The organism is Flavobacterium aquiphilum (assembly GCF_027111335.1).
GTDB classification, from domain to species: Bacteria; Bacteroidota; Bacteroidia; order Flavobacteriales; family Flavobacteriaceae; genus Flavobacterium; species Flavobacterium aquiphilum.
This window is the reverse complement of sequence record NZ_CP114288.1, coordinates 3,304,873-3,319,927: the sequence shown is the minus strand read 5'-3', so window position 1 is coordinate 3,319,927 and position 15,055 is coordinate 3,304,873. Positions and strand designations below refer to the sequence as shown.

General features: G+C 33.4%; 12 protein-coding genes. 4 read left to right on the top strand and 8 right to left on the bottom strand.

The window, feature by feature from the left end:
- Window positions 1–47 precede the first annotated feature (47 nt).
- The 4 genes from OZP12_RS13615 (at window position 48) to OZP12_RS13600 (ending at window position 6,776) form a co-directional block, all read left to right on the top strand.
- Window positions 48–2,672: a TonB-dependent receptor gene (locus OZP12_RS13615; RefSeq protein ID WP_281225571.1), complete on the top strand. Its 2,625-nt coding sequence runs from the start codon at window positions 48–50 to the stop codon at window positions 2,670–2,672.
- 93 nt (window positions 2,673–2,765) lie between these two features.
- Complete coding sequence (locus OZP12_RS13610) at window positions 2,766–4,070, top strand: MFS transporter (RefSeq protein WP_281225570.1); 1,305 nt, start codon at window positions 2,766–2,768, stop codon at window positions 4,068–4,070.
- A 35-nt stretch (window positions 4,071–4,105) separates the two neighbouring features.
- The gene (locus OZP12_RS13605; RefSeq protein WP_281225569.1) at window positions 4,106–5,032 is read left to right on the top strand and encodes a carbohydrate kinase family protein; all 927 of its coding nucleotides are present in this window, start codon (window positions 4,106–4,108) and stop codon (window positions 5,030–5,032) included.
- Between the two features lie 7 nt (window positions 5,033–5,039).
- Window positions 5,040–6,776 carry an alpha-amylase family glycosyl hydrolase gene (locus tag OZP12_RS13600; RefSeq protein WP_281225568.1) on the top strand — a complete coding sequence of 579 codons (1,737 nt, stop codon included), beginning with the start codon at window positions 5,040–5,042 and terminating at the stop codon, window positions 6,774–6,776.
- An 89-nt stretch (window positions 6,777–6,865) separates the two neighbouring features.
- Here the strand turns inward: OZP12_RS13600 and OZP12_RS13595 are convergent, their stop codons facing one another.
- From OZP12_RS13595 to OZP12_RS13560, 8 genes are all read right to left on the bottom strand, one after another.
- The gene (locus OZP12_RS13595) at window positions 6,866–9,103 is read right to left on the bottom strand and encodes a nitric-oxide reductase large subunit (protein WP_281225567.1); all 2,238 of its coding nucleotides are present in this window, start codon (window positions 9,101–9,103) and stop codon (window positions 6,866–6,868) included.
- A 9-nt stretch (window positions 9,104–9,112) separates the two neighbouring features.
- A complete protein-coding gene (gene ric / locus OZP12_RS13590; RefSeq protein ID WP_281225566.1) occupies window positions 9,113–9,844 on the bottom strand; it encodes an iron-sulfur cluster repair di-iron protein in 732 nt (243 codons plus the stop codon).
- 86 nt (window positions 9,845–9,930) lie between these two features.
- Entirely contained in the window at window positions 9,931–10,365 is a 435-nt protein-coding gene (locus OZP12_RS13585; protein ID WP_281225565.1) for an RrF2 family transcriptional regulator, read from the bottom strand.
- 1,201 nt (window positions 10,366–11,566) lie between these two features.
- Window positions 11,567–11,899: a nuclear transport factor 2 family protein gene (locus OZP12_RS13580; protein ID WP_281225564.1), complete on the bottom strand. Its 333-nt coding sequence runs from the start codon at window positions 11,897–11,899 to the stop codon at window positions 11,567–11,569.
- 10 nt (window positions 11,900–11,909) lie between these two features.
- Entirely contained in the window at window positions 11,910–12,833 is a 924-nt protein-coding gene (locus OZP12_RS13575; RefSeq protein WP_281225563.1) for a helix-turn-helix domain-containing protein, read from the bottom strand.
- A gap of 34 nt (window positions 12,834–12,867) precedes the next feature.
- Complete coding sequence (locus OZP12_RS13570) at window positions 12,868–13,368, bottom strand: nuclear transport factor 2 family protein (protein ID WP_281225562.1); 501 nt, start codon at window positions 13,366–13,368, stop codon at window positions 12,868–12,870.
- Between the two features lie 9 nt (window positions 13,369–13,377).
- On the bottom strand, window positions 13,378–14,172 hold the full coding sequence (locus OZP12_RS13565) for an inositol monophosphatase family protein (protein ID WP_281225561.1): 795 nt from the start codon (window positions 14,170–14,172) through the stop codon (window positions 13,378–13,380).
- Window positions 14,156–14,983, bottom strand: coding sequence for an SDR family oxidoreductase (locus OZP12_RS13560; protein ID WP_281225560.1), 828 nt, complete (start codon window positions 14,981–14,983; stop codon window positions 14,156–14,158). Before OZP12_RS13560 ends, OZP12_RS13565 begins: the two co-directional genes overlap by 17 nt.
- Window positions 14,984–15,055 lie beyond the last annotated feature (72 nt).

Below are 15,055 nucleotides of genomic sequence, written 5' to 3'. Positions count from 1 at the left end.
TTGATAAAAAATAACCAAATAAATTATTAATAAAATAATTTCAAACCATGAAAACAATAAATTCATTTTTTAAAAAAATGGGATTAGTTACAGCAGTATTGCTATTTAACTTCTCTTTTTCACAAAATTCAAATTTATCAGGAACAGTGTCTGATGCTTCAGGCGCTCCTCTCGTAGGTGTAAACATTGCAATAAAAAATACCACCAAAGCTATTGCAACTGACCAAAACGGAAAATACACTTTTTCAAATTTGCAAAATGGTACCATTACTATCATCGCAACTTATGTAGGATTCAAAACAGCAGAATTAAATATCACAATAAATGGTAATACAGTACAAGATGTATCCTTAATAGAAGACGCAAATGTACTACAAGATGTTGTAGTCACAGGAGTTGTAAATCCTAAAGCCAAAATCAAATCCAGTGTTTCAATAACTTCTTTAGGCACGGAACAAATTACACAATCTGCACCTAGATCGACAGCTGAAATTTTTCGCACCATTCCTGGTATTCGTTCAGAATCTTCCGGAGGTGAAGGAAACTCAAATATTTCTGTTCGTGGAGTCCCTATTTCATCTGGCGGATCCAAATATTTACAACTTCAGGAAGATGGATTGCCTGTATTATTATTTGGTGATATTGCATTTGCAACAGCAGATATTTTTACAAGATTTGATGGAAATATTGCTAAAATTGAAGCTATCCGTGGAGGTTCGGCATCCACTTTGTCAACTAATTCTCCAGGAGGGATAATCAACTTTATCAGCAAAACAGGAAAAACAGAAGGTGGTAATTTGAGCACTACTTTTGGTTTAGATTATGGCAATTTTAGAACTGATTTGGATTACGGCGGAAAAATTGGAGAAGGTTTGTACTTTCACGCCGGTGGTTTTTACAGAACAGGTGAAGGAATTAGAAATACAGGATTTAATAGCAATAATGGTGGACAATTTAAATTTAATATTACTAAAGAATTTGAAAATGGTTCTATTACAGTTTACGCTAAATTCCTAAATGACAGGGCGGTTGCTTATATGCCAATGCCAGTAGCTGTTTCTGGAACAAATGCCAACCCAAATTGGAAAAGCGTTGACGGATATGATGCCACAACAGGTGCTTTACAATCTATTTACTTAACTCATAATCTTGGACTTGGGCCTGACGGAAATGTGCGCAGAGAAGCAGTTGCTAATGGAATGCATCCAATTTCAAAATCGATAGGAGCCAATGCTTCATTTGACTTAGGCGACGGTTGGAAAATTAATGACAACATCAGATTCACATTAAATACAGGTGGTTTTATTTCTCCATTCCCTGCTGAATTAGCCACAGCTTCAACAATTGCCAATTCGTTTGGAGCTGGATCAACTTTAAGCTATGCTGATAATGGAGCCGCTTTTAATACTCCAAATGGTTTAGTTGCCAGAATTCACATGTTCGACACTCAATTAAACAACATGGGGAATTTTATGAATGATTTGAGATTGACGAAAAAATTGGATAAAATAGGAATAACAGCCGGATTTTTTAAATCCATGCAAAATGTATCTATGTCTTGGCTGTGGAATTCATATTTACAAGAAGTTTCAGATGCGAATCCTCGTTTGATAAACGTTAAAAATGCTGCCGGTACATTATTGTCAGAAAATGGTCTTTATGCTTATGGAACTCCGGCTTGGGGAAATTTAGCCCGAAATTATGATACACAATACAATGTTTCGGCACCATATATCAATATTACGGTGGATGCAACTGAAAAATTATCATTTGAAGGAGGTTTACGATATGACAAAGGAAAAGTAACGGGTTCATTTGCTGGAGGCGTTTCAACAACCTATGACATCAACAATGACGGAAAAATATCAGTACCGGAACAAAATGTTTATGCGATTGATAATGCCAATGCTACGCCGGTAAATTATGATTACGATTATTATTCTTATACTTTAGGAGCCAATTTCTTAATTAATAACAAACAGTCTGTTTTCGCACGTATCAGTAAAGGTGCTTCAGCTAAAGCAGACAGAATTCTATTTAGTGGTTTGAATTATTTGGATGGAAATAAAATCAATGCTTTAGATTTCTTACAGCAATCTGAAATTGGATACAAACAAAAATTTAATAGAGGATATTTCTACGCCACAGCCTTTCATTCTAAAACAGATGAGCAGGGTGGTTACGAAGCTACTTCAAACAGTATTATCAAAAATAACTATAAATCTCTAGGTTTGGAATTAGAATCAGCCTATGATATAACTGATAATTTAAACCTTAGAAGTTCATTAACATACACAAAAGCTGAAATTACTTCTGGTGACAACAATGGAAACCAACCTAGAAGACAACCAAAATTAATGTACAGTTTTATCCCTACTTATAAATTCATGAATAATAAAAATACACTTGGTTTAAGTTTTGTTGGTCAGTCAAAAGCTTTTGCTCAAGATAACAATCAATTAGTGATGGATGGATTTGTAATTGTAAATGGATTTGTAGAAGTAGGTATTGCAAAAGGATTGTCTTTAAATATTTCAGGAAATAACTTGTTCAACACACTTGCTATCACTGAAGCAGAAGAAGGCAGCATCACTGAAAACAAAGTAAACTATGTGAGAGCAAGATCAATGACCGGAAGATCCCTTTCTATGGCATTATCCTATAAGTTTTAATTAAATACAAATTGCATAAATGCTGATTGGTTTTCAATTCCTGTATTTTTATAGTACAGGAATTGATTTTAAAATCATAAAAAACACATAATTATGATACTCTCTAAACCTAAACTTAGTTTTTGGCAAATAATCAATATGAATGTCGGCTTTTTTGGCATCCAATACAGTTTTGGTTTACAACAAAGTGCTGTAAATCCTATCTATGATTTTCTTCACGCTAGTCCGGATCAAATTCCAATATTAAATTTAGCCGGACCTTTAACCGGATTATTGATTCAGCCCATAATTGGGGCAATGAGCGATAAAACTTGGCATCCGAGGTGGGGAAGAAGAAAACCTTACTTTTTTATTGGAGCTGTGATTTGTAGTATTGCCTTATTTCTTTTCCCATTTAGTAGTTCGCTATGGATGGCTGCAGGTCTGCTTTGGATTTTAGACGTGGGTAATAATACCGCCATGGAACCGTATCGGGCTTTTATTGCCGACACTCTTAACGAAGATCAGCAGCCGACAGGTTTTCAAGCACAAAGTTTTTTTACCGGATTAGGTCAATTCTTATCCTATATTTCATTATTTCTGTTTCCCATCGTTTTTACAGGTTACAATGGGGAATTGCCTAACTGGATTTATGCCTCTTTCTTTCTTGGAGCAGTACTTTCAATAACATCGATTTGGTGGAGCATGAAAAAAACAGCAGAAATACCGCCTACAAAAGAAGAAATAGAAAAAATAAAATCAGAGCCCTTAAACCTCCTTTCTCCTTTTGTTGATATCTATCATGCTGTATTGGAAATGCCAAAAGTAATGTGGCAGCTTTTTTTAGTGTATTTATTTCAATGGTATGCTTTAATGTGTTTTTGGCAAAACAATTCCAAAAGCATTGCTTTGTCAGTATGGAATGTTACTCCTTCTAATAAAGAAATTTATGAAAAAGCAGTGGAATGGATGGGATTGATTGGTGCATTTGGATTTATTATAACCTTTTCAGTAGCTTTTTATCTGGCAAAATTAGCCAAGAAACACAGTCCCAAAATGGTGCATTTTGTTTGTCTTTTGTTTGGGGCAATTTCATTTTTCTTTTTCCCTATAATACAAAATCAGTATTTATTCTTTCCGGTAATCATTGGTTATGGGGTCGCATGGGCAAGCATGATGGGAATTCCTTACCTGATGGTTGTTACCAATATCCCTAAAGAACGATACGGAGTTTATATGGGAATAATCAATATGATGATTGTGATACCAATGATTTTACAAAATTTATCCTTTGGTTTTATCTTAAAACATTTTTTAAATAATGATGCACGCTTAGCCATCACTTTTGCGGGAGTACTTTTAATATTAGGCGCAATAGCAACACTTTTTATTAAAAGTAAAAAACCGCAGACTATGTAAAAATTGGTCCGATAAACCATTAAAAAACAACAATTATGAATAATATAGATATCCTTTGTGTTGGTGAAGTTCTTATTGACTTTATCGGACATCAATCAGGAGTTTTTATTGACAACACTAGAGATTATCATCGCTATTTAGGAGGTTCACCTACTAATGTCGCTATGAACTCTTCAAGATTAGGTTTAAATGCTATTATGGTAGCAACGGTAGGAAATGACGGTTTTGGAACTTATATTTTAGACAGGCTGTCCAGTGTTGGCTTAAATACAGATTATATCAAGTGCCTGGATAATAAATCTACCAGCGTTATTTTTGTTTCAAGATCTGAGAGTACACCGGATTTTATTCCATACCGTGAAGCCGATTATTGTATTGATGGGGAACAAATATCAAAAGAAACATTATCCAAAACTAAAATATTTCACACTACTTGTTTTGCTTTAAGCAAAAAACCAGCACAGGACACCATTTTAAAAAAAGCAGAAGAAGCATATAACTTAGGCTGTCAATTGAGTATTGATGTCAATTATGCCAAAAAACTTTGGAACAGTCAAGACGAAGCGATTCAAGTAATCAAAACGTATTGCAAGTTCAATCCGTTGATAAAAATTAGTGAAGATGACATGTTACGCCTTTTTGAAAAAGAACTTCCTCATGAAGAAATATTTAAATTTTTCCATGATGAAGGTGTTGATATCGTTTGTCTTACATTGGGTAGCAAAGGAGTGAAATTATCTCAAAAAGGAAAAAACCTGATACAATTGCCTGCTATTAAAGTAGATAAAGTTGTTGATACCACAGGGGCTGGCGATGCTTTTTGGTCTGGTTTTTTATTTGCTTATATCAAGAAAAAAACAATTAATGAATGTCTGGATATTGCCTTAAAATTAGCGGCTTTAAAACTACAAAATGTAGGTCGCTTGCCGGACAATATCAATATCTTATCTCAACTATTATAAAATTATCATGGAGCAAAATAACAAAACAATCACTAACGGTGTTATGCTTAACGCCTATCCTGACAGTATTGGGACCAAGCTGTGTGACACTATAAGTATGCTTAAAAAACCGGACTTTAAGGATGTTTTTTCTTTATTCTATGTGTTGCCTACATTTTTTAATAGCGATTTAGACAGAGGTTTTTCTATTATTGATTATAATATTAATAAAGATTTAGTTACTACAGCAGATTTAGATGCTTTGAATGAACTCAATATTAAATTAAAATTTGACATTGTATTGAATCATCTCTCCGTTGCATCACCACAATTCAAAGATTTGCTAAAAAAAGGAAATCAATCAAAATACAAAGATTTTTTTATCAATTGGAATGAATTTTGGGAGGGCAATGGCCAAAAAAATGAAGAAGGAATTATTATTCCTAAAGAAGAATTTCTCAAGAAACTTTTCATGAGAAAATCTGGTTTACCCATATTAAAAGTGCATTTCCCAGATGGCACCGAACAACCCTATTGGAACACCTTTTATCAGCAAATAACTTATAAAAAAATTGCTGCTGCTGATTTGCAAAATATAAAACAATTAACAGCAGAGCAGCGCATCATTATAAGTAAAAAAATCAACGATGCAATCGAACAAAATCAAGATTTTAGCAGTATAAAACTTGAAGATTGTGCGCCTTTCAAAACAGAAATTTTACAAATCGTTGAACAAAATCGTTCCTATTTAGGGCAAATGGATGTCAATGCAACATCTCCATTAGTTTGGGATTTTTATGAAGAAACCTTAAAAAAACTAAATGGTTATGGTTGCAATATTCTTCGTTTGGATGCTTTTGCTTATTTGCACAAACAAATTGGCAAATCGAACTTTTTCAACAAACCCGGCACTTGGGAATATTTAGAGCGTATCAAACAAATTGCAGACAAAAATAGTTTAATGCTCTTGCCTGAAATTCATGCAGAATATGGACTTCATTTGCATGACGAAGTAGCAAACGAAGGTTATACTATTTATGATTTTTTCTTACCTGGTTTGACTATCCACACTATAGAAAACAAATCGAGTAAAGCTCTACTAAACTGGGCAAAGGAAATTCTTGATAAAGGATACAAAACAGTAAACATGCTGGGTTGTCACGACGGTATTCCAGTTTTAGATTTAAAAGGAAAAGAAATTAATGGTGTTTACAATAAAGGCATGTTAGAAGATGATGAAATAGAAACCATCATGAGTACAATCATCGAGCGTGGTGGTCGTGTAAAAAATCTTTATGATCCATCAGGGAAAAAGATTTCTTATTACCAAGTAAATGCCACTTTCTTTAGTGCATTGGGTGAAGACGAACAAAAATTACTTTTGGCTAGAGCGATCCAAATGTTCATGCCAGGAATACCTCAGGTTTGGTATCTGGATATTTTTGCAGGAAAGAATAATTATGAAGCAGCAGATCATGGTGGCAGTGCAGGGCACAAAGAAATTAACCGTACCACATTAAGTTTGCAAGACATTGAGCGTGGATTAAAAACTGATGTTGTAAAGAAACAGTTGGAGATTATTCGTTTAAGAAACACATCAAGCGCTTTTTTGGGCAAAGTTGAAATAAATCCATCGACTGATGATTCAATAGCTATCAAATGGACCAACAATAATACTATAGCATATTTAGAAGCCGACCTTAAAACCAATACGTTCACAATACATCATACCGAAAATCAAATTACTAAAAAAATGATTTTTTAATGTCTTGTCCTAAAAGCTATACACTCTAGAATTGTGTATACCTATTTTAGGACAAGACAGTAGTTCAAGTCCTTGTATTACTTACTATTTTACTTGTTTTTGTTTTTTAATGTTAGATCAAATACAAACCAAGCGAATGAAACAATGCCTATTGCAAATAAAACATCACCAAAGGTACGTAGCCATTTTAATGTAATCATGTTAGGATCTTGCATTAATTCAGCAGAACGAGCGTACCACATTCCTTTTTCGATACTTTCTATGGCTTGCCAAATACCAATTGGAAGCAAACTCATTGTTGCCATTAAAAACAGACCAATATTAAGTGACCAGAAAGTGGTTTTGATTAACTTGTTGTTCCATAAGGTGTTTCTATACAAACTTCTTAGAACAAATAACATCAAACCAATTCCCAACATTCCATATACTCCAAATAATGCGGTATGACCATGAAGAGGAGTAGTATTCAAGCCTTGAACATAATACAATGCTATTGGGGGATTAATTATAAACCCGAATATACCAGCTCCTAGAAAATTCCAAAAGGATACAGCAAGCATGAAATAAATAGGCCATTTATAATCATCAACCCAAGCTGATGCTTTAGAAAGTTTATAGTTGTGATACGCTTCATATCCGATAAGGGTTAACGGTACTACTTCCAAGGCGCTAAACGTAGCTCCCAAAGCCATAACGGCACTGGGTGTCCCTGAAAAATACAAATGGTGAAATGTTCCTAAAATTCCTCCAGACAAAAAGACTATAGTGCTAAACAATACATTCAATGTGGCTGTTTTGGTTTTCAATAAGCCCAAACGAACAAAAAGGAAAGCAATTACAACTGTTGCAAACACTTCAAAGAATCCTTCTACCCACAAGTGGACTACCCACCATCTCCAATATTCAGAAATGGCAAGATTGGTTTGTCTTCCCCACATTAATCCGGCAGAATAGAAAAGTGCAATCGCAGAACATGAAATTAAAAAGAGAATGATTAGATTTTTTTCTTCCGTTTTTCTTTTTAAAATAGGAAGTAGAGGTCGAACCATTAAAGCCAACCACAAGAAAAGTCCAACCAGCAGAAAGATTTGCCAGAAACGGCCTAGATCAACATATTCATAACCTTGATGTCCAAACCAGAAATTTTGAACCAAGTTTAGTTTTTGCATCACTCCAAACCATTGACCGATCATGGATCCAACCACTATTATGAGTAAAGCAATGAACAAAAAGTTGATTCCAAAACATTGAAATTTAGGATCTTTGCCCGAAACTGCCGGAGCAATATACAATCCTGTTGCAAGCCAGGCTGTGGCTATCCATAAAATGGCCAATTGGGTGTGCCAAGTCCTGGTTACGGCGTAAGGCAGAAATTTGTCTATTGGAATTCCATACAAACCATTTCCTTCGACACCATAATGGGCAGTTACAATTCCCAACAGCACTTGTAAAATCATGAGCAAACTCACCACCCAGAAATATTTTTTCACCAAATACATCGATGGGGTCATCCCTTGTTTTAAAAGCGGATCTGATTTTGGTATTGGTAAACTTTCCCCTTCACCTGATTTTGCATGATAAAAAACCAATAATCCAATACAGAGTATCAAGGTTATAATACTGACACCCGACCAAGCCATTAAATCGGTAGTGGCTTTGTTTCCTACTAAGTCATCTGCAGGCCAGTTGTGCGTGTATGAAATATCAGAATTAGGTCTTTCTGTAACTGTTGCCCAAGTTGCCCAAAAGAAAAATGCATTCATTTTGTGCATTCTATTTGCGTCTTTGATGGCATTTTTTGGAATAGCATAGTCATTTCGTAATTTGTCAAATTCGGGAGAATTCGTAAACAAACCTTCGTAATAATGACTTAAATATTGAATAGCTAAAACACGATTTTCAGAAATAATTATTGTTTTTGTTTTTTCATCGTATCTATTGGTTCTTAAATCGGCTTGCAAACGTATTTTTAGAGCAGCTTGCTTTTCTTTGTCCAATGCGTCAAAATCTTTATTGAAATCTTTTTGCGCATAGCGGTTCAATATAAAAATAGCTTCTCTATGAAGCCAGTCGGCAGTCCAATCTGGGGCGACATAAGCACCATGCCCCCAGATGGTTCCCATTTCTTGGCCTCCCATACTTTGCCAAACATTTTGGCCGTCTTTAATTTCCTGACCGGTAAAAATGACTTCCTTGTTTTCTGAAATTATTTTTTCAGGAACGGGTGGTGATTGTTGGTAAATTTCGTAGCCATAATATCCTAAAACTCCAAAGGAAAAGAGCGCTACTAATAACAATCCAATCCATAATTTTTTTTCTTGACTCATAATTTTTAATTAGTTTTTTTGTGACAATTCTTTTTCCAATTCTATCGCTTTTGGAAACAAAATATTATTCTCCAAATGAATGTGAAGGTGTAAATCCTGTTCAAATTCTTTGAGTAATGCAATTGTTACTCGATAAGTATTACAGGCATCTTCTGGCGGTGTGTAATTATTGCTCAATGTTTCAATTTTTCTAAATCGATCTCCTTCTGTGGTGTGTTCGTCCATCATCATTTGAATAGGGTTATGTACGGTACCAGATTGCGGTGTCTCCCACTTGGAGTTATTTTGTTTTGCTTGAACCATTTTACGTACTCTAGGAAACAAAATAAGTTCTTCTTTTTTCATGTGTTTTGCCAATTCGCCGGCAGTAGCATTGAAATGTTCGTTGATTTCATGCAACTCGGGGTGACGTTCTCCATGAACTCTGCAGATTTTATCTAGGTAGGGTTTTATTTCCAACGTTTTTTCTTCCACATAACGATGGTGTTTTTTCTCGATATAATCAGCCAATAAATCGATAGGCCAAGATTTATAATCGATTGTATTTTCTGAATTGGATTGTATAAGTGAATTCAAATCTGAGACAACTAATTTCTCATCAATTTTTTTTGCCTCACAAGCATCATTAATGGTTCTGTTGCCTTGACAGCAAAAGTCAATACCGTATTTTTTAAATACTGATGCTGTTCGGTAGTCTTTCGCTACCAATTCGCCTATAATTTGGTTTTCTTGAATATTCATTTTTTTTATGATTTAAAGTTTTGTATTAATATGTTTGTTTTTATAGTTATATTGGACAAAAATATCCACTATTATTTTAATTTTTTTTAGCGCTTTAAAAAGGTTAATTTTTTTTCATGATCCATAGCCAATGTTTTTACAGTAGTTGTTTCTAACATTTTTTTAAGTTCATCCCTAACTAGTTTAAATTGATTATGCACAGGACAGGGCTTTTTTTCGTCACATTTTTTTAACCCTAAACCACAGCCATTGTAAATTGAATCTCCATCAATTGCGAAAACTATTGCGCTCAGCTTTATTTTTTCCATTCTCTGAATATCTATTGAGAAGCCACCTGTAGGGCCTTTGTCGGAGTTTATGATAAAACTTCGACAAAGATGTTGCAGTATTTTTGAAGTATAAGCAGTTGGCGATTCTATTGCTTCTGAAATTTCTTTCAAGCCCGTTTTTCTTCCAGCCAAAGATCGTTCAGCAATGTAGATTGATGCCTTAATACCGTATTCACAAGCTTTTGAAAACATTTATTCTTTTTTACAGGGCAAATATAAGCATTTATTTTTAATAGTGGACTAATTTGTCTATTATTAATTTACATTGTAATCAAAACCAGCTCGCTCGGCTCAAGTTACGTCAAATAAAAAAATCGCAAAAGTATATCTTTGATTAAACAGGTGTTTTGTCCTATTAATGACCTGTCAATTGTTATTTTAGGATGATTCAAAGGGCGATTCAACAACTTATAACCTGATAACGAAAGTCATTAGAGTCTATAATGAAATAAGGCCACATGCAAGTTGCGATTATCTAACCCCAAATCAAGCCCATTTACAATCAGGGAACTTGAAAAAAAGATGGAAGAATTATAATAAAAAGTTTAACTATGAAAAAACAGTTGTATAGCTGATTCAGGATTAAAAATTATATTTGTATAGCTATAATAGGATTTATTTAATAATCTGTATAGTTATTTTAGGACGATTCATAGTTATTTTTAGGACGATTCAAAGCCCACTCAAAGGCATGGATAGTGTATGAATAATGCATGAAAATGAATTGTAGAAATATGGGGTATCATTTTGGGGATAGCAATGTAAAACATCTGCAAAAAATACTATAAGAATCTTATAATTATACTAAACATCAAAAAAAGATCGATAAGGCTAAAATGAATTTGCTTCTATTGACCTATTTCTGAGTGATGGAGTGTCTTCATTGAAAGTAGGAAAGATTATTTTTACTTAAAAGGATGTCGGGTTATTGGCGGGTTGTTTAAAATGGAAACAAAGAAAAACCCCAGTGCTTACTGGGGTTTTTAATTATTATCGTGACCTCTAGTTTACAATTTACAAATCATTTTATGAATGATTTAAAGAAATTGGCATATTTTCAGTTTGATTTATAAGATAATTATTTTGGTTTTTTATAAAGAAGCGGTTTGTATGTATCGTAGGGGTTAAATAATGAAATACTGCAAATTCCAGTGTCGTTGATTACCTAATTCTAATTTGTGTTGACCATTTAATTTCAATATTGTTTTTAGTAGAGACCTAATGGTAATTGGTTGATTTTTATGGTGATAAAATGATTTTTATAATTTGTTGGTTGTTAATTTGTACTGATCAATTAAAATTGGAATTAGGTGGTCAGTCACACCGTTTTGTCCAATATAAAAGCCGAGCTGTTGAGCTCGGCTATATTTGTTGCATTATTTAAATGAATACTTTAGATTAAGTCTGCCTTTGCCGTAGCAATTTTTCCATCTTTAAAGGTGAAGTCAAACATTCCGCTAATTTGGCCTCCGGGAAAATCACCGGTAAAGTCAACTTCTAAATGTGCCTTGTTGTCGCCAGTAGTTAAATTAACTAATCTGGTTTGTGTTTTATAGCCAATAAAGTAGCTATTAAAATACTCTCTTATCTCGTTGTGTCCCATAAATTTTCGTCCCACGGATGGATCGTTTAATACTGCATTTTGTGCATATTTATCTAGGTAATTTTCGGTATCATAGCTATTACTTAGGTCAAGCCACTCTTTTATAAATTCTGTGATGTCCATTCTAATTTTTTTAATTTTGATGAAACTCATGTTTAAATTGAACAGGAGTCTTATTCGTCTTGTTTTTAAATAATTTATTGAATGATTGTGGCTGCTCAAAACCTAATTTATAAGCAATTTCTGAAACAGATAAATTTGTGGTTGTTAAATATTCTTTGGCTTTTTCAATCAACACATTATGAATGTGCTGTTGTGCATTTTGCCCTGTAATAGCTCGTAGCATATCACTTAAATATCTAGCTGATACGTTAAGATGTTTTGCTATGTATTCTACACTAGGTATACCTGAATTTATAGCGTATTCATTGTTAAAATATTCATTTAATATTTTTTCCATTTTGGCTAACAAGCCATTGTTTATATGTTTTCTTGTTAAAAATTGCCGCTTATAAAAACGATTACTATAGTTCAATAACACTTCAATGTAAGAAATGACCAAATCTTGACTAAAATCATCAATCGTATTATTGAGTTCATCACTTATATTTTCAAAAACGTAGAAGATAATTTTCTTTTCTTTATCTGAAAGATATAAAGCCTCGGTGGCACAGTACGAAAAGAAACCATAGGTTTTTATTTTATTATCTAATGAATATCCTCTAAAAAAATCTGGATGTATTAGTAAAGTATACCCCGAGTAATCTTGTTCATCGTCTGCACATGCTATAACTTGATTTGGAAATATAAAAGATAACCCTCCTTCGACAAAATCATAGTAACCTTGTCCGTATTTTATTTTTCCGGTTACACTTTTTTTATACGAAATTTTATAAAAGTTTGGTTGAATTGATTTAGGCCATTCTTCATAGGGTGTTTTAATATCAGAATAATTTACTAAACTTATAAGAGGGTGCAAAGGTTTTGGAAATCCTAAAACTTTATGCATTTCTGAAATTGAATTTAATTTTAAAGGTATATTTAGATCTTTATTCATATTGCAAAGGTATTAAATACTAGATACATATCGATTATTCAGGAAAGGCAAAAGTAAGATCATGATATATTCTATGAGTTACCATTTTCCATTCTCCCTCTATTTTTTTTAATGAAGGTTTATAGTAACCAGACTCAGTTGGAGTAACAGTACCCATTAAACCTATTGTCCCTGATGGCCATCCATTCTCTGGTTTGGTTGCTCCGACCGAATCAAATCTAATGAATTGAGCATCCATTTCGGCGTCACTTTCATTTACTGAGATAATATGGTCGTGTGTAGTATGATGGCTCCAGCCTTTTTTGGGATGCGGCAACATTAAAGTTGAAATAGCATTTGCAATTTCATTCTTTCCGTTAAGTGTGAATAATAAAATTGGATTTTCTGCGTTGAAATCATAAATTTCAACTTTACCATCAGCTGTAAAAAGATTACTTAGCATATCGCCATCTTGTTTATCTACAGCTCTTACATATTGGGCTAAAACTTGTTGAACGGCTCTTTCTGAACTCATTTGATTTTTAAAACTTTCCATTTTTTTAATTTAAATTGTTTTTATGAATTTTGATAAAATATTTGATGAACTTACAAATAAGGTATCATCTCCCCATTGCCAACTATTTCCATTTTTATTTAAAATTGTTGCTCCAGCTTCTTTAGCTATCAATATCCCAGCAAGCCAATTATACGTATCTAATCCTTCTTGACAGAATATATCAATTCTACCTGCTCCAACATTTGCAATTTGTAGCCCTGTTGGACCATAATTTCTTACTGCGCCAAATTCGTTTAATAATTTTTCAACTAGGTTGCTTGTTTTTTTGTTTAAACCTAAAACACTTTTATGTAATGGTGAATGATTGAAACATGCTAGCATAACTTCCATATTGTTTTTTGGAGCTATTTTTAGTTCAATATTGTTCAAAAAAGCCCCTTTTGCATTTTCAGCCCAAAACATTTCATTTTGTAAAGGATCATATATTATAGCTAAATCAGGTTGTCCATTTTTCATAAGTACTAAATTAATAGTCCAACCTAGTAAATGCTGCATGTATTGTACAGCTCCATCCATTGAATCACAAATCCAATATGAGGCTAAATTGCTGTCTTGTTTTTGAATCTCTATATTTAATTCATCATCTGCCCAAGGGATTGCTGGATATAATTTGGAAATGTTATCTTTTAAATAGGTCAAACACTTTTTATCAATAGTGTCAAACATTTTTTGAAATTCTTCGGGTTCTGTTGGGATTTTATGTTTCTTAAAATCCTTTGCAAACTCGTTTCCTATTGTTCTCACAATGTTCAAAAGTGCTGAGATATTATTCGTTTGTATCATTGTTGAATGAATTAAATTCAGTTATTAAAGTTTGAAATTGTCCTTCCGGATTTAGTTTTAATCTTTCGTTATATAGGTGTATAGCATCTGAACCAGCAACATATCTAATTTGATTTTTATTATCGGTTACTGCTTCATAAATTACATTTGCAATGTTCTCAGGTGTTGAAAATTGACTTATTTTGTCTTCACTATATCCTTCGCTCACTTTATCAATTAGATTTTTATATGCAACATGACTGCTACTATCTAAAGAGCGTCCGGCAAAATCGGTTTTTATTCCACCAGGAGCTATTGTTTTAACTTTTATTCCCAAATGAGAAACTTCATAGGCTAGACTTTCCGAAAATCCGTCTATCCCAAATTTAGTGGCTGCATAAACAGAACATGTTGGATAGCCAATTAAGCCAAACATCGAAGTAATGTTGATAAAAAGTCCATTTTTCTTTTGTTGAAAATGGGGCATAAACTCTTTGGATACTCTTATTGTTCCCAGTAGATTGGTGTTTAATTGTTTTGTTATTTGTTGATCAGACAGAGACTCAAGTGGACCAACCAAGCCATATCCTGCATTATTGACCACCACATTAATTGTGTGTTTTTTAAGAACTGTTTCAATAGCAGTTTTAATTTCTATCGGGTTTGCAATGTCTAATTTGACGAGGGTACAATTTTTAAGTTTAGTTAGTTCCATTTCGTTTTCGGGATTGCGCATGGCAGCGATTATATACCAATCGTTGGCGTGAAATAATTTTGCAGTTGCTTTGCCTAAGCCGGAAGAGGTTCCGGTAATGAAGATTGTCTTTTGCATGTTATTAAATAATTGAATAATACACTGCAAAGTTCAGAAGTTAATAATCTATGAATGTTGCTAAAATGAGTT